Origin of the sequence: Vibrio sp. 10N.239.312.C11 (assembly GCF_041466065.1) — a bacterium.
Lineage (GTDB): Bacteria > Pseudomonadota > Gammaproteobacteria > Enterobacterales > Vibrionaceae > Vibrio > Vibrio tasmaniensis_A.
This window is the reverse complement of sequence record NZ_JBFSRZ010000019.1, coordinates 47942-69720: the sequence shown is the minus strand read 5'-3', so window position 1 is coordinate 69720 and position 21779 is coordinate 47942. Positions and strand designations below refer to the sequence as shown.

Sequence of the window (21779 nt, the reverse complement as noted above, 5' to 3'; positions counted from 1 at the left end):
TAAAAGCCACACCAAACATAAAAAGCAGTATCAGACGTAAAAGCCATATCAACGAACAAACATGTTAGACGTAAAAAAGCCGGATTCACATGAAGTGAATCCGGCTCCAATTATAGTTCTGTATGTTTATTGGCTGTTAAAGCTTAAACGAGCCAACCATCTTATCTAGACGAGAAGAAAGCTGTTGAAGTTCTTGGCTCGCTTCAGCAAGCTGCTCTGCGGTTCCAGTCGTCACTTCGTTAATCGCGTTGATTTCTTCAATATTCTGGTTGATGGTATGAACTACGGTTGATTGCTCTTCCGTTGCCGTTGCCACTTGAGTGTTACGATCAGTGATATCAACGATACGGTCTGAAATACCACCCAGTACGTCCACCGCTTCATCCGACGCCGATACGCCTTCAAGTGTAATCACTTTGCCTGCACTCATCGCCGTTACGGCATCTTTAGCATCACTTTGCAGTTGGTTGATCATCTTCTGAATCTCTTCAGTAGAATCTGCGGTACGGCTTGCTAGGTTACGAACCTCATCGGCTACAACGGCAAAGCCGCGACCTTGTTCACCCGCACGCGCAGCTTCAATAGCAGCGTTCAGAGCTAGTAGGTTGGTTTGTTCAGAGATGTCACGAATTACACCCAAAATAGAGCCAATGTCTTGAGTCGTTGAAGCTAACTGCTCTACCACTTGACCTGTACTTTCGATGTCTTGCGCTAAACGGCTGATCGCGTCTTTTGCTTTGTTTACCACAGATCGGCCTACTTCAGTATTGCCTGAAGCCTGTGTTGCCGTTTCCGCAGCCGTTGCCGCATTCGATGCAATCTCGCTGATTGTCATGCCCATCTGGTTAATGGCTGCAACTACCTGAAGAGTTTGATCTCGTTGTTCTTGGCTATTGTCGTGGGTGATGTGTGCTTTATTAGAAACACTCTCAGCGGCGACTTGAAGTGCTTGGCTTGTAGAAAACACCTCTTTCATCGACTCGTGAATCTTTTCGATGAATCCATTAAAGCCCTTTGAAAGCTGTGCAATTTCATCGTTGCCTTTCACTTCGATACGCTGAGCAAGGTCACCGTCACCTTCGCCAAGGTCACCGAATCGCTTAGCCAAAAGTTTAATCGGTTGAGTAATACTGTTTGCTAGCACTACGCCCATCAGAATAAAGATTAACGCTACAACAGCGGTCATGATCAGCATCTGTTTAGCCGTTGCATCAAGCTCAGCAAAAACTTCGCTCGTCGGAACTTCACCAACAACGAACCAATCCATTGACGGCACATACAAACTCGCGACAAACAACTCTTGTCCTTTATGTTCCGTTGTAATCAGGTTAAATCCTGACTTGCTTAACAACTGACTAGATTGAGGACCGTAAAGTTGTTGAAGTGATGAATCACTAAGCGAACGTTCGCGATGAATTTGAACATCACCTTGGCTATTCGTTAAGAAAACAAAACCGGTATCTTCGATCTTAAAACTATTGAGTAGACTTACCATGTCACCCATCGATTTCGATAAGCCAGACATCGCTAAACCAGAAGGTTGTTGGTAGTTAGCGAACATTTTCACTTCACCTGTCGCTTCTTGGAACATACTGACCATTGTCTGCTGGCCAGATTGCGTAAAGCCAAAGAACCAACCATCTTGCTGTTGATTGAGTTGACGCAAGAAGCCATCTTGGTTCCAGTAGTAGGCCGTTTGACGGTTTGCTACCGAGGCATCATTTAGCTGGTATTGGTTACGAACATTGTTCAATTGCTTTACTAGCTTGTTCTCTAAGACGGCATCACGATCGGTCGATTCGATAGCGTCAGAAATGAATTCATTCGAAGCAATTTGTTCTGCAGCTAACAATAGCTGAGAGACTTCACGGTCAATTTCACCATTAATTCGCTCTAACATTCCCGGAAGCTCAATATCGACTAATCGATGACTCAAAACATCTCTTGCTTGCTTTTGTGCCATCGCACCGACAATCACCGTTGATGCAAGAACTGCGAAGGTAATTCCAAGTACAACTTTTTGTTTAATACTCAGAGAGTTAGTTTTCAACATATTTGGACCTTTAAAAAGAATCGCTCATTATTTATATATCCTGAACAGGATTTTTTTGGTGCACTTAAACCAGTAGTGCACTCTCTCCACCATATATCGGCTAAACCCCATCAAACTAGAGAGGTATTTCGCAAAAATTTGTAAGCATGGTGAAACAAAGCAATCATTCTTCTATAGAAAAAACTATCAGCAAGACTAATGCAGTAAAACGTAACCATTCATTTTAATTATCTGGATAATAAGGTTCCACGAAGCTCACTTAACGACAGACCTCTGAAGCTTTGATATATAAAAAACAATTGATATGGTACAAACCATGGCTCAGTGGTTTTTTCTCGTTAACCGCTTGTAAATAATTCCAATTTTGAAAAAATAAATTCCACAAACGTACTGGAACTTTTTCCTAGTAATCAGTGACCAATACTCAAAATAAAAATCAAATGGATACCCAGAGAGTCCAAAATGCACAAAACAAATTTCGAAGTCCTTCAAAACTATTTAGAGTCTCAAATCATTGGTCAAAAAGAGCTTGTTAAGCAGCTGATGATAGCCCTTTTGGCCGATGGTCATATCCTCGTTGAAGGGCCTCCCGGGCTAGCAAAAACTCGCGCAGTAAAATCATTGGCTGACTGTGTCGAGGGAGACTTCCACCGCATTCAATTCACGCCAGATTTGTTACCTGCTGATTTAACGGGTACCGATATATTTCGTCCAGAAACGGGAGAATTCACCTTCCAATCGGGCCCGATTTTCAACTCGCTTATTCTGGCGGATGAGATCAACCGTGCTCCGGCGAAAGTGCAAGCCGCAATGCTAGAAGCGATGGCTGAGAAGCAGGTGACGGCGGGACGAAAAACCTATGCCTTACCCGATTTGTTTTTGGTAATGGCAACGCAAAACCCAATTGAGCAAGAAGGCACTTACCCGCTACCAGAAGCTCAATTAGACCGTTTCTTGCTGCATTTAGAAGTGGCTTATCCAGACATGGAAAGTGAGCTGGAGATTTTGCGCCTAAACAGAGGCGAAGCTCAAGGCAATCAACCAGTTCAACCAGAGCCTATTTCTCAACAAACTATCTTCGAAGCTCGCCAAGAAGTGCTCAACATTCACATGGCAGACACCATTGAGCAGTACATCATCAGATTGGTAATGGCGACGCGCCAACCTAAGCAATACAGCGACCAGCTTGATCAATGGTTAGACATGGGTGTTAGCCCGCGTGCAACCATCGCGTTAGACCGTTGTGCCCGCGCTCACGCTTGGCTTGCAGGACGAGATTACGTCACTCCACAAGATGTTCAAGCGATGGCATTCCCTGTACTGCGTCACCGCCTGCTTCGTAGCTACCACGCACAAGCCGAAGGGGTCACAGCAAACCAAGTGATCGCACACCTTCTCTCGTTGGTTGGTAGCGCATAGGGATACGCGCATGAAGAATCAATTACCCAACCATAGTGACGGCGTCACGTTAAACCTGGACGAACTGCTGCAATACAAAGCGCAGTCTGTTCGCTGGTTGCCTCCAGCCAAGAGCCTGTGGTCGCAACTTAACGGCCAGCACGAAAGCAATCGTAAAGGTCGCGGGATGAATTTCTCTGAGGTTCGTCAATATCAGGCGGGCGACGATATCCGCAGCATTGATTGGCGCGTCACGGCGAGAACAGGCAAGGCGCACACCAAACTGTTTTCTGAAGAAAGAGAACAGCCTGTGATTTTGTTCTTAGATCTGTCGAGCAGTATGATTTTCGGCTCAACCTTGTTGCTTAAATCGGTTCAACTCGCACACTTTGCCAGCCAACTTTGCTGGTTAACCGTCGCTCAAAAAGACCGTATTGGTGCAGTGATCGATACTGGCCAAGAGATCATTGAGATTAAACCCAGTGCTAGCAACCACGCTCCGCTGCGTATTTTACAAAAAGTCATAGAAATCAATAACGCAGCGCTGACTAACCCAAACAATCACAGCAACACAACCTTAGAGCATGGGCTGAAGTCTCTTCATCAGCTTTGCCCGAAAGGCAGCGATATCATTATGCTCAGTGATTTTGTTCGTTATAGCGAAAGTAATTACTCACTTATCAATCAAATACGTCGACATAATCGGGTTCGCTTGGTGCATTTTTACGATCCATTAGAGCAAGGTGTCACTGCTTTCAAAGGTTCAAAACAGATCACCGACGGCAATAAAACGCAATGGTTTAACTTTTCATCAAGCAAGGAAAAGGAAAAGCTCAGTCACGCATTTGATCAGAAGCAACAACAGCTTATGCAAATGAGCCTTTCTTTGGCGATCCCATACAGTTCATTGTCTTGTGCGCAATCGTTAATGAGCCAAGTATCAGGAGTTCAGTCATGAATCAACCTCTCGACTTGAGCCCTATTATTACGCCAAGCGCACCGTCATGGTGGCCTTTGGCATGGGGTTGGTGGTTAATCATTATCACGGCCATTGTTCTGATCGCCTTAGTATTTTTCATTGCAAACAAAAGACAAAAGAACCAATACGCGAAGAACGAAGCACTTGCTTGCTTTCGTGATAGTCAGCCTTCAAATACCTTGTCTCCGAGTGCAGCTCAAGACATCGTTCGTCAGGCAGCACTAAGCTATTTCCCACGCGAAAAAGTGGCAGGCTTATCTGGTGATGATTGGTTGACGTTCTTAGATGCGCAATTGGCAAAACCTTTGTTCGCCGCAAAACAATCGCAATGGCAACAAGCGCTCTACCAAGATGCAACCTTAATGACCGACGAACAGAAAAAGGCTCAACAGCAATTGGTTAACGACTGCGAAATCTGGCTTCGTAAAGCCCTTCCTCCAAAGCGAGGTCGTTATGACTGATCTTTTAAACACGAGCTTACTAAATATCGAGTTTGTTTGGTGGTGGATGTTTTTCCTAGCGCCATTGCCAATCCTTGTTTACTTGCTCTCGCCTAAGGCGGAATCGAACAACGCCCTAAGGCTTCCGTTTTTGCCCGAGGACAGCAATACCAAAACACCGAGCAGTCGCTTACCCAAGGCGTTATCGGTCATCACCTGGCTTTTATTAGTGACTGCGATGGCACGTCCAGTTTGGTACGGCGAACCGGTTGAGTTTCAGCCGAAACACCGTGATTTGATGTTGGTTGTCGACCTCTCCGGCTCGATGAGCCAAGAAGACATGCAGTTCAATGGCGAATACATCGATCGCTTATCTGCGGTGAAACATGTATTGAGTGACTTTATTGAGCGACGAAAAGGCGACCGAGTCGGATTGGTGCTATTTGCTGATCACGCCTACTTACAGACGCCACTGACGTTAGATAGAGACACGCTTTCACAACAGCTGAATCAGGCAGTGCTAAAGCTGATTGGTACTCAAACTGCGATCGGTGATGGTATCGGCCTTGCCACCAAAACCTTTGTCGACAGCGACGCTCCTCAGCGTGTAATGATTCTACTCAGTGACGGCAGTAATACCGCGGGCGTATTAGATCCACTTGAAGCGGCGGATATTGCAAAGAAATACAACGCCACAATTTACACCGTGGGTGTCGGTGCGGGTGAAATGATGGTCAAAGAGTTCTTCATGACTCGTAAGGTCAATACTGCTCAAGACTTGGATGAACGTACTCTAATGGAAATCGCCAAACGTACTGGCGGTCAGTACTTCCGAGCGCGAGACAGCAAAGAGCTGGCAACGATTTACGACACCATCAACCAGTTAGAGCCCGTGACGAATGCCACTAAGATCTGGCGACCACAACAAGAGTGGTTTGTCTGGCCTCTGTCTGCGGCCATGTTCTTTGCATTTATGCTGTTAGCCATTAGGAGAAACAATGTCTAACTTTACTTTTATCGACCCATATTGGTTCTTGGCTCTTGCCGTGCTGCCCGCAATTTGGTGGCTTAGCAAGAGACAATCCAAGCAAGGGTTATTAGCGTCACACATCGCCCGTTATTTGGCTCCTGAATCGAACAAACCCTCGAAAAACCTCAGCACTTATTTCGGTGTTTGGTGGTTGGTCGGTGTCATCGCATTGGCCGGTCCAAGCTTTGAAAAAAATGAACAACCAAGCTTTGAAAAAACACAGGCGCGAGTTGTGATCATGGATATGTCGATGTCTATGTATGCCACTGATATTAAGCCGAACCGTTTAACACAGGCGCGATACAAGGCTTTGGATCTACTATCACTCTGGAAAGAAGGCCTAACGGGAATGGTGGCATACGCCGGAGATGCTTACACCATCAGTCCGCTAACGTCTGACATCAACACCATCAAGAACCTCGTACCCAACCTATCACCAGATATCATGCCCTTCCAAGGCGGCAATGCAGCATCGGCAGTTAAGCTTGCGATTGAGATGATGACTCATGCTCATATCTACCAAGGCGATCTAGTACTGATTGCTGATGATATTGATGGTCAAGAGAAGAAAGATATCGACTCGCTACTCTCTGGTAGTCATTGGACGTTATCAGTCTTGGCTGTAGGTACGGAAAGCGGCGCGCCGATCTCGTTACCTACAGGTTCGATGTTACAGACCGACTCAGGACAAACCGTGGTTGCGAAAACCAACGTAGACAATATGCGCGACCTGACTCGTCGCTCTGGCGGCACATTCACTGAATTGCAATTGGATAACTCAGACGTTGAACACATCGCAAGTTACCTCGACCGAGTTGCGACAACATCAGAAGTGACTAAAACCAATAACTCACTCAACACCAGAGTGAACAACGGTTTCTGGTTATTGCCGTTTCTGTTACTTCCTGCACTTGGGCTATTTCGAAAAGGGGTCATTTGGTGTGGTCTAGCTGTATTTGTCTCGTTCAGCCAACCGAATACTGCGTTTGCAAATCCTTGGAAAACCGATGACCAAGTGGGTTATCAGTTGTATCAAGATGAGGACTTTCAACAAGCCGCAGAACAGTTCGAACAACAAGAATGGAAAGGCATCGCGCAATACAAAGCCGGTGATTTCGAAGCGGCCGAACAGACGCTACAAGGTCTTTCTGGCGAAGATGCTCGCTACAACCTCGCCAATGCACAAGCAAAGCAAGGTAAGTACGACCAAGCGATAAAAGAGTATCAACGTATTCTCGAAAGTAACCCAGAACATGCTTACGCGAAGAAGAATCTAGAGATTGTCGAACAGGCTCGGAAGCAACAGCAACAGCAACAGCAACAGCAACAGCAACAGCAAGACGATTCTGAGTCCAAAGACCAAAACGAACAAGACCAGCAAGGTCAGCAAGGTCAGCAAGGTCAGCAAGGTCAGCAAGGTCAGCAAGGTCAGCAAGACGATTCTTCGCAAAGCTCGCAGGATCAACAACAAAGCTCAGCTGACAATGGGAAGTCGCAAAGTCAAAGTGGTAGCCAAGATCAAAGCAACAAACAAGATCAAAGTGAAAACCAAGATCAGAATACTGACCAAAGCCAAGCTGATGATAGCCGCTCTGATTCCAAGACGGATGAAGAAAGCGACAAGCAAGCTGTGCAACAAAACAAAGCGGATCAAGCAGATAAACACTCACAGGACAAAGGTGACTCAGCATCTCAAACTGCCCAAGCACAAGAGGCTGCTAAGGAAGACAGTGATAACAACACTCAACCAGCTGCAGCACAAGCATCAGGTCAACCTATGTCGAGCGATCCGGATATGCGAAAGCTTGAGCAAGTAGAAAGCGCCCGTGACCCGAGCCAACTGCTTAAAGCGCAAATGATTCTACAAGCACGCCAAAAAAGTGCTCCTAACAACCAAAACAAAAAGTGGTAACCATGCGATCTTTAAACAAGCCATTTTTCTCAATACTCCTGACTTTGTTGCTGGGAGCTTTCTCTTCCTTCTCTGCATTGGCAGCAACGGCCGTAGCGAGCGTTTCACAAAACAGCGTAACTAAAGATGAAGTCTTCCTACTTAGAGTGGCGACCGATGAAAAAGTATCGTCTGGTGCTTTAGACCTAACCTCCCTTCAGAAGAATTTCTACGTCGGCACCCCAAGCTTTGGGTCATCGATGCGAATCGTCAATGGTAGCCGCACTGTTTCTAGCGAGTGGAATATTACTCTTGCCCCACTTCGATTAGGCCGATTAGATATTCCTAGCTTTGATATTGAAGGCACCAAAACCCAACCTATCACCATCAACGTTTCGATTAATAAAGCCGCTCCAAAGCAGAGTGATATGGCCGAGTTTCAACTTAATCTGAGTAAAGACTCGCTATACCCTCAAGAGGTCGCGGAGCTTGATGTAAAGCTCATCATCAAAGCGGATCCAAGAAGATTACAAGATCCCCAAATCTCTCTACCAAACTCATCAAATTTGGACGTGGAACCCATCGGTGAGTCGAAACAGTTCCAAGATGTTATCAACGGACAAGAAGTCACAGTTGTTCAGCAATCTTTCCATATATCCTCACAGCAAGCAGGACAATTTCAGCTTCAAGGGCCAAAGTTAACCGGTGCTGTTGTTTACTCAACCAACAACTCAAGCAAAACTCGCCTTTTCCAGCTCGATACTCCTGTTGAAAGTCTAAATGTCACCGTCAAGCCTGTACCAAAAGGCTATCAAGGTAAGTGGTTACCAACCTCCGACTTTAAGTTGCTACAGAAATGGTCAGACAGCCAAGGTAATGAGCTAACAGATAGCGATGGTTTCGATAGTAATAAGCAAGGTTTTGAATTGGAAGCGGGCGATTCTCTAACTCGAACTATCACTATGACGGCTAGCAACTTAACACAACACCAACTGCCGAAACTGAACGTCACCTACCCTAAATCGATACGTGTTTATGAAGAGAAACCGCAATTTGGCACCACTCAATCCGGTGATGCTGTCGTTGTTTACAAGCAAGTCTTGATTCCGAAAGAGGCTGGAAAGATCTCTCTTCCTGATGTTTCTCAAGCTTGGTTCAACACCGATACGCAATCGGAACAAACCACTAAAGCGCTTGGTCTTGAGTTGTCGGTACAAGCTAGCGAGCAAGCTGCATCAAGTACGCCTCCTCCAACGATTGAAGCGCCGACACAACAAGCCAGCCCGACGATTGTTACCGTTGAAAACCCAGGAATGTGGCCTTATCTAACAGCGCTGTTTGCTGTGTTGTGGTTAACCAGTTCTGCGATTGCTTTCTACTTCTGGTCACGCCGCGGCGCAGCAGTAAAACCAAAGCAAAAAGGTGAACGTCAATCCGATACGGCAGAAGCGCTTATTGCCGCTCTGAAAATGAAAGACGGTGTGAAGACGAGAACTTTGTTCGAACAGTGGAAAACAGAAAACCCAGACTTGAGTGATGAGACGTTAGAAACAATCGAAGCTGAGCTCACCAGGCTAAATCAGAGCCTCTATGCTGAAGCTGGCTCACCAAGTCAGTCATGGGATCCTTCTGAGGTAATCAAAGCGGTTAAGAAACCAAAACGCATCTCGAATAAAGAACACAAGAGCACATTAGAAAGGCTGTAATTAACCAGCGCTCTAAGTAAGCAGAAAGCTAATTAAGCAGAAAATCTAAGTCAAAAAAAGAACGAAGCCGTGATGACCACCTTGTGAGCATCACGGCTTCAGTCGTTTTTAAGAACAGGAAAAACAGATACCACACTAAGTCAGTGTAGCCGCAACCTTTCTTCGCTTTAGAGCAGAGACAATTCTATTTCGCCCTGAATCTTTCGCCTTATACAAAGCCTTATCAGCCTTGCCATACAACAAATCAAAATCGAACTGGCGCTGATCCGAAGTTATCGATGCATAACCCACAGACGCGGTTAAATATTGGCTAGTGCTACTTTTACAATGGAGAATTTTTGCATCTTCAATACTTTGTCGAATCGACTCTGCACGCTGCTTTGTTGTTGTGTGATTGGTGCCGATCATCAACAACATAAACTCCTCACCGCCGATACGACAGAAGGTTTCTTGATCACCGTAAACATGAGAGCTCAGTATCTTGCCAATGGCACGTAAAGCGACATCCCCCTCAGTATGGCCATAGACACTGTTGTACAAACCAAAATGGTCAAGATCGACAAGAATTAACCCAAAGGTGACCTCATTCCGCGTAGCAAATGCACCTTGTTCCTCACAATTGAGATCATCTAAAACTTGTGACAGCATACGGCGGTTACCAAGGCGAGTCAGCGGGTCGAGTTTAGAAATCACATCAAGCTGTTCATTGGCATTTTCAAGCTCTTGAGTTCGCTTGCTAACCTCTTGTTCTAGGGTTTCATTGAGCTTTTTGATCTCCTCTTGCGCCATGGTTCTTTGTAAGACTTCAGCAAGGCTAGAGGCGAAGATACGTATCACTTCACGCAGTTGTGAAGTTAAAGGGCTTCGTGTTAGCAAATTATCCGCAGCGATAAATGCAATCGGAACGCCTGTATTTGTGGTGAGCATTGTCATTGCCGTCCAGCCAACTCCGACAATATTATAATCATGATAAATTGGGACCGATTCTTCAAAAGCAACTTGATTAGGGCAAGCGCGGGCCGCAGATACAATGTCGCGCTCTACCAGCTCTGATCGATAATAAGACTCATCGACAATATCGCCTTTTATATCGGTACCCCAAGTACCTTGCATGTAACTGCAATTTTTATCGGTAAGGAAAACGGCTAATCGATCAATGCCTAAATGCTGAATAGCAAAACTGACGGCAGACTTACATACAGCACTGACGCTATCGCAGCGAGACAACTCAACCATACTCGAATGCAGCATTCGGATGTTCAGTTCTTGGCGTTTACGAATGTATATCTGAGACAGCAGAGAGCCGAACGATTCAAGCATCTGCTTTTGGTAATTGGTAATTGGCGAGCGGTGAATGTAGTTGTCCATGGCAATCCAACCTACGGGTTTATCCCCTTCACGCAAAATAAGCATGCCATTCCACCCTTGCCCTACAACCTTACCTTCAGTGTAGAGTGGAGCCTGTTCAATAACGACCAAGTTAGTGTGGTTGTCAGACAATGCCTCAATATATTCCGATTCAAGCTGATGCAGGTCATATTGAGTGTGATGTTCGCTGTTGGTTTTTCCTAGTTCATCGGTGCCATAGGTGCCACTAAAGCAACGCTTTTTCATATCAAGCAACATAAATATGGCGCGATCAAAACCAAGTCTATCGCGTACCGCCTCTACCGATGCTTTGTAGAGTGCGTCCAATGATTCAGGGTTCGAGAGTTCTAACGCCACCTGATGAACCAATTTCATATTCTCGACAAACAACTCTCGAAGCTTAATTTCATCAAGATATTGCGCTTCACGTGTATCCCTATGCTTAATCTCGATAGCTGCATTTTTTTCTGCGCGAATACACTGCCAGCGAGCTGCCGCTAATTGAAGGCCATCCAGCCCTTGGTCAAAGGTTTGATTAACTTTTTCTGCGATGCAATTTTGAATAATTAAATAAGTTCTACAGGCTGGTGCGTTGTCGAGCATCATGATGAACGACTCTCCACCAAGCGCTTTACTGTGCTCCCACTTGCACGTATTGAGCGACATCGGTAACACACCGTCTGCAGTGTCGAACTGTGAAACCCATGGCCAAAATGTTGAAGGGTAATGATCAAGAGAAGTTAATTCACCGCAGGAAAACAACGGTAACGAGTCGCTTTCTGGTATTGGCTCTGCAAATATTCCGACCCCTTGGGGGCCAAGCATTTTAATCAAGTAGTCAAACAGAGACTCAGCCAATAAACGGTGATCACGCGTAGCAGATATTTGTTTTGCAAAGGCTTTAACATGCACGGCGTTGGTCCATTGGCTAATAAGAATAACGCAAAAATACAGAAGCCTTGATATGCAATCAATGTAACTAAAAATGAGATGTTAAGTGGGTCGCAATTTAACCTTTTGCATTATCACAAGCATGAGAAGGACTACAAAAATGGGATTTCCTGCCCAAAATTTCGTCGACATGTGATGCTTTTTAACAGCATAAAAAAGCCCCACCTAAAGTGGGGCAAAACTTCCATCGCTTATAGTTATAGTGATAATTCTGTAAATCGAATCGATTATCTAACCTGCGTTTCAGTTAGTGGTATTGACCACGTTATCGATTAAGCAATTAACCAAAGTCACCGTTTACATAACCTTTAGTGCGATCATCTTTTGGTTCGCTGAAGATGACGCTGGTTTCGTTGTGCTCTACAAGCTCTCCCATTAGGAAGAAAGCCGTACGGTCGGAGATACGACGAGCTTGCTGCATTGAGTGCGTTACGATAACGATAGTGAAGTCTTTCTTCAGATCTTCCATCAATTCTTCAATCTTGTGTGTCGCAATCGGATCAAGTGCTGAAGTAGGTTCATCCATCAAAATTACGTCTGGTTGCATTGCGATGGTGCGAGCAATACACAGGCGTTGCTGCTGACCACCAGACAAACCGAATGCGTGTGCTTTCAAACGATCTTTCACTTCATCCCAAAGCGCCGCGCCGCGAAGTGAACTTTCAACCACTTCATCAATGTGCTTTTTGTCTTTGATACCTTGAGCACGTAGTCCGTATGCCACGTTTTCATAGATGCTCATTGGAAATGGGTTTGGCTTTTGAAAAACCATGCCGACTTTGATACGTAGATCAGCCACATCGATATTGCCGTAGATGTTGTCGCCATCCATCTCAAGAAGGCCGGTAATTTTTACACCTTCAATAAGATCGTTCATTCGGTTCAAGCAACGTAATAGCGTTGATTTACCACAACCCGACGGGCCAATCAAAGCGGTCACCTGGCGCTCTGGCACGGGTAGGTTGATTGATTTAAGCGCTTGGTTTTCGCCGTAAAAAAGGTCTAGGTTTTTAATATTAAATTTGTTCATATTCGTAATCTCGTAATTCGTCAAAGTCTGTACTGTTTTTGTTTTAGGAGCTCATTTGGCTCTAGAAAACCCTGCTTAGTAAGTTGCAGTATTAAAACGTCTTGCGATCAACTTCGTGAGTGTGTTGATCAGCAGTACAAGAACAATCAGTACTGTTGCTGTGCCGTATGCTTGATTCCATTCTTCAATGGTAAATAGCTCAGTCGTTAACTTATATAAGTGAACGGTTAATGTACGGCCAGAATCCAATAGTGAATCTGGGATACGAGCAACCATACCTGCGGTCAAGAATACTGGCGCTGATTCACCAATAACACGACCAATACTCAGAATAACTGAAGTGATAATACCCGGCATTGCACTTGGTAGAATCAAACGCCAGATTGTGTAGATTTTAGAAGCACCTAAACCATACGATCCTTCGCGATAAGTTTGAGATACCGCCATCAATGCTTCTTCAGTAGTACGAATAATCACTGGAAGAATCAAGATACTCAGTGTCAACGCGCCCGATAGGATAGAGAAACCTAAACCTAAAATAGCCACGAAAAATGTCATACCAAACAAACCGAAGATGATTGACGGAATACCTGCTAATGACTCGGTACAAAATCGAATGATCTTAACTAAGCGACTGCCTACTTTTGCGTATTCAGTCAGGTAGATTGCCGTCATGATACCCAATGGCGCCGCAACCGCAATCGAAGCAATAACCATGTAGATGGTCGAGATGATCATCGGGAAAATACCGTGCTCATCGCCCGTTCGCGTGTAGTCATCCGTGATGAAATTCCAATCAACGTGCTGTAAGCCGTTTGAGAGGATGTACCACATAATCCAGAACAAGAAGCCCACCGTTAACGCGGCAGCAGCCCATATAAAACCACTCAGAACGGCGTCTTTACGTGCGCGGGCTTTCTTTAACGCGATTTTATTCATCGTCTTACCTTGCGGGTTCGTAGGATTAGTTTGAGGTGCTACGTTATTTTCTAAAGACATAATGTTACCTCGCCTTCTCACGGTTCAAGTAAAGGAGAATTGCATTCAGAGACATGATGAAAACAAGGAGAACAACACCCGTCGCATAGAGCGCACTTGCGTGAATACCACTCGCGTAAGACATTTCAATCGCAATGTTCGCGGTTAGTGTACGAGCTGAATCCAAGATACCTTCAGGCATTGCCGGCGCATTACCCATCACCATAATGATTGCCATCGTTTCACCAAGAGCACGGCCTATACCCAAAATTACGCCCGTCATAATGCCTGAGCGAGCAGCCGGAACGAGCAACTTAAAGATGGTAAAGATCTTTGAAGCACCTAACGCTAAAGAGCCTTCTTTGTACGTTCTTGGTACAGCACGGATTGAGGTTTCAGAAACCGTAATTACCGTCGGAAGGATCATCACTCCCAATACAATAATACCCGCCAAAATCGTGTTACCCGCAGGCACTTGAAATACGTTTTGAATCAGGGGAACGATAATAACGAGACCGAAGAAGCCGTAAACTACCGAAGGTATACCCGCTAGCAATTCGACAGCAGGACGAATGATGTCCGCCAGACGCTTTGGCGCGATTTCAGCAATAAAGATTGCCGTTAGCACACCAATCGGCACACCGACCACTACTGCACCTAATGTCGATACGACAGATGCCACAATCATGGTAGCAACACCGTAAAGTGCTGGTGGTAGCCAGTTCTGTCCTAGCACGATGCCCGATAGGCCCGCTTCCTGGAACGCAGGGATACTTTCTCTAACGATGAAAAAAGCAATAACAGCAAGGGATACGATGCCGATGATTGCGCTAGTAAGGAATAAGCCGTGAAAAATACGCTCTTTCCAATCTACACGCTTCTTTTTACGTAAGCCGCGTTTCAGTTGAGTCGCTTCGCTATTCATAAGCTGTTCACTATTCGTTGCGATGGTCATAACAAGTCTCACATATCGAAATCCTTAACACGCTGTATAAGCGTACGGATTAACTCGAAGTGGGATAGAAAAGGCTCAGCCTGAAAAGGTAGGCTGAGCAATATTTAATTAATTGAGATATAGATTAGTTAACTGAGATGTAGCCTTTGTTCTCAACAAGAGATTGAGCTTCGTCAGTTAGCATCCAATCTAGGAACTTTTGAGTTTCAGAAGAAGGCTTACCTTCTTTGTAAAGTACTAGGAAAGGACGAGCTACTTTGTAAGAACCGTTCTTAACGTTGTCTACAGATGCTTCAGTACCGTCAATTGCAAGCGCGTTTACTGAGTTATCTACTGTACCTAAAGAGATATAGCCGATTGCGTAAGGGTTAGATGCAACCATTGTTTTTAGTGCACCGTTACCGTTAGCAACTTGAGCACGTTGAGAGATTGCTGATACTTTCGTGCCAGAAATCTTCATTTTAAGAGACATGATGTCTTCGAATGCACCGCGAGTACCAGATGCTGTATCACGAGTGATTGCTACGATTGGCTTGTCCGCACCACCAACGTCTTTCCAGTTTGTTACTTCACCTTTGTAGATAGCCGTTACTTGCTCAGCCGTTAGACCGTCAAGACCATTCTTAGGGTTAACCACGACTGCGATGCCGTCACGAGCAACCACTTCTTCAACTAGTGTTGTTTCTTTCTCGCTATCTTTAAGGTTACGAGAAGACATACCTAAATCTGCACTGCCGTTCTTCGCCGCTTTAACACCAGCAGACGAACCAGGGCCTTGTACTTCGATAAATACGTTTGAATTCGTTTTCATGTATGTTTCAGAGAAAACTTCCATCAGTGGCGTCACGCTGCTTGAACCAACTGCTGAAATAGTTTCTTTAGCTGAAGCTGGAGTCACTGTTAGTGCACCTAAAAGAGCGATTGCACCGATAACTGTCTTTTTCATCACAAATTTCCTTAAGTGGCGTTATTGCCGTTGTGTTTAACTTGAACGGTGCCCACTTTAGAATCTGAATGTGACAGTTGTGTTTCATTAAATTGAAGCCTATATGACAGCTGACATTTATTTTCGTCTTTTTTCGTGTCAAATAACCTTGAAGCAATAAGTTTAAATAACTCATAAACGTTAAACACTTATTTCAATCTATTTAACCCAAATCGTTCAACATTCCACCAATACCGAATATTACCAATTACCACACACCAAACCATAACGGGAAAACCATAGAGAAATAAAGAAAAACGCTCATTTTGCACAATAAATAACCGTAATTTATCAATTACCTATCGCATATATCTAAATCGAATGCATTACTGATTGAATTGTCATTCTCAGTAGTTAGAATCACAGGATAATTATAATAAAAGCAATTGCATCGGCTCATTTACTTATTTATAGAGGGACAATTCATGCGCCAACTTCTCAGTGGCTTATCAATTAAAATACAAATTCTTATTCCAGTACTCTTTTCCGTCGTATTACTTTTGACGGGTGTCATCATCGGTGGTGACAAGCTGGAAAACGCATTTAAAGATGTATCAACAGCAACAGATCAACTCATTCTACATAAAGAAGAACTCAGCGAAATCGTCGACAATAGTTACGGCATGCGCATCAAAGCAATCTATAGCTTGTTCAACCCTGATGATGTAAACACACTCGTTGAAACGCTTAATCAAAAACGCGATCAAAACTCACGCCTACTGAGCTCATTAGACACAGTGCCAGGTATGCAAGATGAAGTCGCAGCAATGAGCAAAGCGATGGACCATTACGTTAACTTTTCACGTAATACCATGCTTCCCCTGTTAAAAGCAAAACACGGTAATTCAGTGCTAACTTCTGACTTTGATACTCGTTACCAAACGGCAATTGACCAATACCGCCATGCAGGTAACGAAATGGTAAAAGCAATCGACAGTCTTTCTAAAAAGCTAAACTTGCTTGCTACTCAACAAGTCCATACCAATGGTCAGCAACACACTAGCACCCTAAATACTGCGACTATTGGGCTTTTAGTGATTCTTTCTATTGCTCTTGTTATTAGCTGGACACTGGCTGGCATCATTGTTAAACCAATCAACAATATTCAGGCAACCATGCGCGAAGTAGCAAAAGGTAACCTGCTAGTAAAAGCCGAAGAACATGGAGACAATGAGATCTCACGTCTTGCGCAAGACGTAAACAAATCCGTTGAGCAATTGCGTGACACGGTAAGTTCACTGTCTCGAATCAGCATCGAAGTTGCGTCAGCATCGACTGAACTAGCTGCTGTAATGACACAATCAAGTGCGAACTCAGACCAAGAGAAGCAAGAAGTGGAACAAGTTGCTTCTGCCGTGAATCAACTTGAGAGCACAGCAGCAAACGTCAACGAAAATGCAGTACAAGCCGACTCCGCGTCTAAGCAAGCTGACGAAATGGCGACACACAGCATGAGCTTGTTTAATGAAAGTAACCAAGCAAACGAGCAAATGGCGATTCAGCTTAGCGAAGCTGCGAACGTTGTTGGCACGCTAAAAGAGCACTCAGAGAAGATTGGTAATGTCATTGAGGTTATTCAAAGCATCTCAGAGCAGACTAACCTTCTTGCGCTTAACGCTGCCATTGAAGCCGCTCGTGCAGGTGAAAGCGGACGTGGTTTTGCGGTTGTAGCTGATGAAGTGAGAATGCTAGCAGCACGTACACAAGATTCGACCAAGGAAATCCAAACCATCATTGAAGGCTTGCAGGTTCAATCTGGAAACGCGAATGAGAGTATGAGCAGTTCGCTGTCTATGCTGGAGCATAACCAGACGCTTTCGGGTGAGGTAAGCTCTGCACTTTCCGGCATTGCGAACTCAGTAACGGATATCACGGAAATCAACACTCAGGTCGCCGCTGCTGCAGAAGAGCAAAGCCAAGTGACTTCAGACATTAACCGTAATATCTCAAATATCTACAGCTTAGTAAGCCAAAACGTAACCGGCATTACCCAAGCAGCAGCAGCAAGCCACGAGTTATCAAACCTCGCTGAACAACAAAAGCAGCAGTTGGGCTTCTTTAAGGTTTAAGGGGTAAGGGTTAAGGGTTAAGGGCGAATAATCTTTAAGGTTCAGCTGTAACGGCTTATGGCATAGGCTCTAAGATACAAACTTTAAGCCTTAAAATGTAAGCACTTACTTAGCATGTATAGATTGCAGTAACCCACCTTCATTATTAAGCCAACTATTGAGTCATCAGTAGTTGGCTTTTTTAATTGCTGGAGATTACTGATCGCTCTCAGCAGCTCTGATTCTTTCAATCGCTTCGACTCTTCGAAGTTGTTCTGACTGAAAATGCGTAGTCCGAAGCTGTGCGATAGTCTCTTGTTGCTCAATTTTAGAGAGTGCAGGGTCATTCAAAATGTCATTTCGTTCAACAAAGTAAATTTCTAAAGCTCCATCAAAGTCCGCCCTTTGTTGATCAAGCGCTTCGAGCCTCTGTGTCGCTTCTTCGCCAACCAGTTCGTTTCTCTTCAAGTACAGGCCTTGTTCATCTAAGCCCTTAGAGCTGGATAATTGCTGCAATGACACCTGATTTTGATGACTGGCTTGAACGTAATCTGGCTGTTCAGATAGATAAGACTCAAGCCTTTGCTGATATTCTGACTCGTCTAGCCCTTCTTGTTTCAGAAGTAACTTTTCTAAAGCGATTTCCCTCATTCTGTTGTCATGGGTAAACAAAATACTTATCTCGCTCTCACTGAAAAACTGTGCTTGAAGATCGAGGAGAGCTTGATTCAGTGCGCGTAAGTCCTCAGCGGATATAGAGGTGTTGTCGAATTGCACGTCTAATGCTGTCAGTGCCGCCTTGTACTCAAGATACTTGGCAAACAGTGCTTCATCGACAATCGTAGCTTGTGATTGCTCGTGGTGTTTTGCCACATTGTCGCGAATATCTTCGAGGGTTAATTCTGTATTGCCTGACACGAAATATTCCATCATGTCTTTAGCTGACGCACTATCGATTTCGGTATCTTGTTGAGAGCTAACCTTCAATGAAGAAGCGCTTTGTTCGCTGTTATTATATGAACTTGTATCTTCCTTCTTTAGATATAAAAAGACCGCCGCTGTACTCATCAGGGCTATCGTGGTTATCGACAAAATGGCGATCTTTTTCATCATACTTTCCTTATTCTCTTAATAAACGGTTAGTGCTACCTAAAGGCCGGCCAACTTCAATCGATTGGCGTGCTGACGATATAAGGTCACTGGATCTGTCTCAAAAAGATGGTGGATACCCAATAGTCCATTGATCTCGTCTAGGTGATTCATTTTGTAGTCATCACCAATCACTTTGCCCAAATGCGCGCTACATGCTCCCACTAACCCGTCATTAGGTTCATTAAAAGCTAAACCAAGGATTGTCATCGCTCCGTCGGTAGGATCAAGAAGGTTGGTAAAAGTGGAAGATCCTGTCCATGAATAGTAATAAACACCGTTGTTTGCTTGCCATTCACCATCACCACACGCAGACGTTGGCACGCCTTCAGGGTAAAACTGATTGAATGCAAGCGAACCTTCAGTGGTCAACGCTTCAAGAGACGCAAGGCCATCTTGATCAAGATCCGTTCCACCAGATAATAGGTTGATAAGCGCCGTCAATCCACCAGCCAATTTAACCGCGATACCTTCTGAAACTGACCCTTCAGATACCGTCCCGCGAACAAGGTCTGCCACTTTAGATCCTTTATGAACACCACCAATGCTCGTCACCGAAGCAACAAGATCAGGTCGAACCGATGCGACATAGCGCGCAGTAGGACCACCGTGACTATGACCAACTAGATTCACTTTACTTGCGCCTGTCGCGGCTAACAGAGTCTCGACTTGAGCGAGTAACTGTTCACCACGAACTTCAGAACTGTTGGTAGCAGAAACCTGAGCAACGTATACGCTCGCACCATCTTTAGTTAGAGACTCCGGTACGCCATAGAAGTAATCCACGCCTGCTAATGTATCGAAACCAAACAAGCCGTGTACCAACATAATAGGGTATTTCGTTGCAGTGTATCCGCTGGTTTCTAATGCTGATGCGCTTGTTCCGGCATATACGCCAAAACTGGATAGGCAGGCTATCGTCCAAATTAATATCTTTTTCAATGCTCTTTCCTTAAACAGATTAGACCTCTGATGAGTAAAGAAACCGTAGATGATGATTTTATAAAACAAAAAGTAACAACTTGATATTTGTGATATTGAACTTGAATTAAACAATTGTGATGAACATAGAAAATGCAACGTCGCTTGATACTACCAACAGATAAACCACTGATTAAATTAAAATTTACCTCCCACCCTTCTGATAACATTTTCATTTAAGCGTTCAATAGACAAATCATCCCGTACCGGTCAATGACGACGTGTTTGCCTGCGATAGTTCGTTAAAATCAAATGTTAGATATTAGCTATCTCATTTCGAAGCCATTGTTTTTCAATCAAAAAGTGGTTGGAACTTTGACACTGATGCCAGTTATGAGCCGCTAACAAACTGAATGTATTGACGAGAGTTATTGGTTTTAGATATAGGTCATACCAGTTATTAGCAATTCAGTTATTAAATCAGTCACAAGCAACAACGTTTTGTTTGGCTCACTAAATATAAAAGAGAATACAGTGATGAAAAATACGGCTTTTATACTCGCGTTAACCCTGCCTTTTGGTGCTTATGCAGCTGAAGATTCAATACCGACACCTGAATCGATTACATCCGCACAAGTACTTAGTACACAAGGTTCAGAGACCTATTCTTATGTTCGATGTTGGTATCGAACCGATGCCTCACATGACTCCCCAGCCACCGACTGGAAATGGGCGAAAAAGGAAAATGGTGATTACTACACAATCAATGGATACTGGTGGTCTTCTGTTTCTTTCAAAAACATGTTCTACAGTGATGCTCCGCAATCTGAAATCAAGCAACGTTGTGAACAGACGCTCGACATCCAACATGACGCCGCAGACATCACTTACTTTGCAGCAGACAATCGCTTCTCTTATAACCACTCGATTTGGACAAATGACAACGTTGTCCAAGCGAACACCATCAACCGTATCGTCACCTTCGGTGATAGTCTTTCTGACACCGGTAACCTATTTAACGGTTCTCAATGGGTTTTCCCGAACGCTAACTCATGGTTTTTAGGGCACTTTTCAAACGGTTTAGTCTGGACAGAGTATTTAGCCAAGGCGAAAGATGTGCCTCTTTATAACTGGGCGGTAGGTGGGGCTGCTGGCACCAATCAATACGTCGCATTAACCGGAGTATATGACCAAGTCACCTCTTACTTAACCTATATGAAAATCGCCAAAAACTACCGCCCAGAAAACTCGTTGTTTACTTTAGAGTTTGGCCTCAATGACTTTATGAACTACAACCGAGAAGTGGCTGATGTAAAGGCCGATTTCAGCAGCGCTTTGATCCGCTTAACGGAATCTGGTGCAAACAATATCCTGCTGTTCACCTTGCCCGATGCAACCAAAGCCCCTCAATTCAAATACTCAACTGAACAAGAGATCATTAAAGTTCGTGGCAAGATTTTAGAGTTCAATCAATTCATCAAGACGCAGGCCAAGTATTACCAAAGCATGGGTAAAAACGTGGTGTTGTTCGATGCGAGTGCGTTGTTCGCCAGCATTACCGATAATCCAGAGCAACATGGCTTTCGAAACGCGAGTGATGCCTGCCTTAATATAAATAGAAGCTCAGCAGCCGACTACCTAAAAAGCCACAGCTTAACCAATGATTGCGCAGCGTACGGATCAGACAGCTATGTCTTCTGGGGAGTAACACACCCAACGACCGCCACCCACAAATACATTGCCGACCATATTTTGGCGTATTCATTCTCAACCTTTGATTTCTAATGCTTTTCGAATGACTCTGAGTCCTGAGACAACACCTCTCAGGTGCAGAAACCAGATACAAAAAAACCGCCCTTCATCGGCGGTTTTTATTTACGCTAGCTTGTATAAAGAT

Annotated in this window: 16 protein-coding genes; 8 read left to right on the top strand and 8 right to left on the bottom strand. The window is 44.4% G+C overall.

Translation table 11 applies throughout. From position 1 onward, the window contains the following. Positions 1 to 136: 136 nt before the first annotated feature. Positions 137 to 2053: a methyl-accepting chemotaxis protein gene (locus tag AB6D07_RS10575; RefSeq protein WP_009845811.1), complete on the bottom strand. Its 1917-nt coding sequence runs from the start codon at positions 2051 to 2053 to the stop codon at positions 137 to 139. A 462-nt stretch (positions 2054 to 2515) separates the two neighbouring features. On the opposite strand from AB6D07_RS10575, the gene AB6D07_RS10570 reads away from it, so the two are divergent. From AB6D07_RS10570 to AB6D07_RS10545, 6 genes are read left to right on the top strand one after another with little or no spacing between them, the layout of a single operon-like run. Continuing rightward, a complete protein-coding gene (locus tag AB6D07_RS10570) occupies positions 2516 to 3472 on the top strand; it encodes a MoxR family ATPase (protein WP_012600202.1) in 957 nt (318 codons plus the stop codon). 10 nt (positions 3473 to 3482) lie between these two features. Further along, the gene (locus AB6D07_RS10565) at positions 3483 to 4409 is read left to right on the top strand and encodes a DUF58 domain-containing protein (protein ID WP_029223170.1); all 927 of its coding nucleotides are present in this window, start codon (positions 3483 to 3485) and stop codon (positions 4407 to 4409) included. Next, positions 4406 to 4891 carry a DUF4381 domain-containing protein gene (locus tag AB6D07_RS10560; protein WP_017104285.1) on the top strand — a complete coding sequence of 162 codons (486 nt, stop codon included), beginning with the start codon at positions 4406 to 4408 and terminating at the stop codon, positions 4889 to 4891. Before AB6D07_RS10565 ends, AB6D07_RS10560 begins: the two co-directional genes overlap by 4 nt. Beyond that, entirely contained in the window at positions 4884 to 5876 is a 993-nt protein-coding gene (locus AB6D07_RS10555) for a VWA domain-containing protein (RefSeq protein WP_017104286.1), read from the top strand. The genes AB6D07_RS10560 and AB6D07_RS10555 overlap by 8 nt, the downstream gene beginning before the upstream one ends. Continuing rightward, positions 5869 to 7812: a VWA domain-containing protein gene (locus tag AB6D07_RS10550; RefSeq protein WP_372140716.1), complete on the top strand. Its 1944-nt coding sequence runs from the start codon at positions 5869 to 5871 to the stop codon at positions 7810 to 7812. The genes AB6D07_RS10555 and AB6D07_RS10550 overlap by 8 nt, the downstream gene beginning before the upstream one ends. Positions 7813 to 7814: 2 nt before the next feature. After that, positions 7815 to 9497: a BatD family protein gene (locus tag AB6D07_RS10545; RefSeq protein ID WP_029223171.1), complete on the top strand. Its 1683-nt coding sequence runs from the start codon at positions 7815 to 7817 to the stop codon at positions 9495 to 9497. Between the two features lie 135 nt (positions 9498 to 9632). On the opposite strand, the gene AB6D07_RS10540 is transcribed toward AB6D07_RS10545, so the two are convergent. The 5 genes from AB6D07_RS10540 to AB6D07_RS10520 all read right to left on the bottom strand — a co-directional run bounded on the left by AB6D07_RS10540 (position 9633) and on the right by AB6D07_RS10520 (position 15725). Further along, complete coding sequence (locus AB6D07_RS10540) at positions 9633 to 11777, bottom strand: GGDEF domain-containing protein (RefSeq protein ID WP_017104288.1); 2145 nt, start codon at positions 11775 to 11777, stop codon at positions 9633 to 9635. 319 nt (positions 11778 to 12096) lie between these two features. Beyond that, positions 12097 to 12846: a phosphate ABC transporter ATP-binding protein PstB gene (pstB, locus tag AB6D07_RS10535; RefSeq protein ID WP_017104289.1), complete on the bottom strand. Its 750-nt coding sequence runs from the start codon at positions 12844 to 12846 to the stop codon at positions 12097 to 12099. Positions 12847 to 12921: 75 nt separating this feature from the next. Beyond that, complete coding sequence (gene pstA / locus AB6D07_RS10530; protein ID WP_012600195.1) at positions 12922 to 13785, bottom strand: phosphate ABC transporter permease PstA; 864 nt, start codon at positions 13783 to 13785, stop codon at positions 12922 to 12924. A gap of 64 nt (positions 13786 to 13849) precedes the next feature. Next, positions 13850 to 14779 carry a phosphate ABC transporter permease subunit PstC gene (gene pstC, locus AB6D07_RS10525; protein WP_009845821.1) on the bottom strand — a complete coding sequence of 310 codons (930 nt, stop codon included), beginning with the start codon at positions 14777 to 14779 and terminating at the stop codon, positions 13850 to 13852. Between the two features lie 124 nt (positions 14780 to 14903). Next, entirely contained in the window at positions 14904 to 15725 is an 822-nt protein-coding gene (locus tag AB6D07_RS10520; RefSeq protein WP_009845822.1) for a phosphate ABC transporter substrate-binding protein, read from the bottom strand. A gap of 464 nt (positions 15726 to 16189) precedes the next feature. On the opposite strand from AB6D07_RS10520, the gene AB6D07_RS10515 reads away from it, so the two are divergent. Next, positions 16190 to 17833 carry a methyl-accepting chemotaxis protein gene (locus tag AB6D07_RS10515; protein ID WP_009845824.1) on the top strand — a complete coding sequence of 548 codons (1644 nt, stop codon included), beginning with the start codon at positions 16190 to 16192 and terminating at the stop codon, positions 17831 to 17833. A 195-nt stretch (positions 17834 to 18028) separates the two neighbouring features. Here the strand turns inward: AB6D07_RS10515 and AB6D07_RS10510 are convergent, their stop codons facing one another. After that, a complete protein-coding gene (locus AB6D07_RS10510; protein ID WP_017104291.1) occupies positions 18029 to 18922 on the bottom strand; it encodes a lipase secretion chaperone in 894 nt (297 codons plus the stop codon). 39 nt (positions 18923 to 18961) lie between these two features. Beyond that, positions 18962 to 19903, bottom strand: coding sequence for a triacylglycerol lipase (locus tag AB6D07_RS10505; RefSeq protein ID WP_017104292.1), 942 nt, complete (start codon positions 19901 to 19903; stop codon positions 18962 to 18964). A gap of 516 nt (positions 19904 to 20419) precedes the next feature. On the opposite strand from AB6D07_RS10505, the gene AB6D07_RS10500 reads away from it, so the two are divergent. After that, positions 20420 to 21667: an SGNH/GDSL hydrolase family protein gene (locus AB6D07_RS10500; protein ID WP_029223172.1), complete on the top strand. Its 1248-nt coding sequence runs from the start codon at positions 20420 to 20422 to the stop codon at positions 21665 to 21667. Positions 21668 to 21779: the final 112 nt, after the last annotated feature.

Coding starts and splice junctions, on each gene's coding strand:
- AB6D07_RS10560 (WP_017104285.1), top strand. CDS start 4,406: ATGAATCAACCTCTCGACTTGAGCCCTATTATTACGCCAAGCGCACCG.
- AB6D07_RS10545 (WP_029223171.1), top strand. CDS start 7,815: ATGCGATCTTTAAACAAGCCATTTTTCTCAATACTCCTGACTTTGTTG.
- AB6D07_RS10550 (WP_372140716.1), top strand. CDS start 5,869: ATGTCTAACTTTACTTTTATCGACCCATATTGGTTCTTGGCTCTTGCC.
- AB6D07_RS10555 (WP_017104286.1), top strand. CDS start 4,884: ATGACTGATCTTTTAAACACGAGCTTACTAAATATCGAGTTTGTTTGG.
- pstB (WP_017104289.1), bottom strand. CDS start 12,846: ATGAACAAATTTAATATTAAAAACCTAGACCTTTTTTACGGCGAAAAC.
- AB6D07_RS10570 (WP_012600202.1), top strand. CDS start 2,516: ATGCACAAAACAAATTTCGAAGTCCTTCAAAACTATTTAGAGTCTCAA.
- pstC (WP_009845821.1), bottom strand. CDS start 14,779: ATGACCATCGCAACGAATAGTGAACAGCTTATGAATAGCGAAGCGACT.
- AB6D07_RS10565 (WP_029223170.1), top strand. CDS start 3,483: ATGAAGAATCAATTACCCAACCATAGTGACGGCGTCACGTTAAACCTG.
- AB6D07_RS10510 (WP_017104291.1), bottom strand. CDS start 18,922: ATGAAAAAGATCGCCATTTTGTCGATAACCACGATAGCCCTGATGAGT.
- AB6D07_RS10575 (WP_009845811.1), bottom strand. CDS start 2,053: ATGTTGAAAACTAACTCTCTGAGTATTAAACAAAAAGTTGTACTTGGA.
- AB6D07_RS10500 (WP_029223172.1), top strand. CDS start 20,420: ATGAAAAATACGGCTTTTATACTCGCGTTAACCCTGCCTTTTGGTGCT.
- AB6D07_RS10520 (WP_009845822.1), bottom strand. CDS start 15,725: ATGAAAAAGACAGTTATCGGTGCAATCGCTCTTTTAGGTGCACTAACA.
- AB6D07_RS10515 (WP_009845824.1), top strand. CDS start 16,190: ATGCGCCAACTTCTCAGTGGCTTATCAATTAAAATACAAATTCTTATT.
- pstA (WP_012600195.1), bottom strand. CDS start 13,785: ATGAATAAAATCGCGTTAAAGAAAGCCCGCGCACGTAAAGACGCCGTT.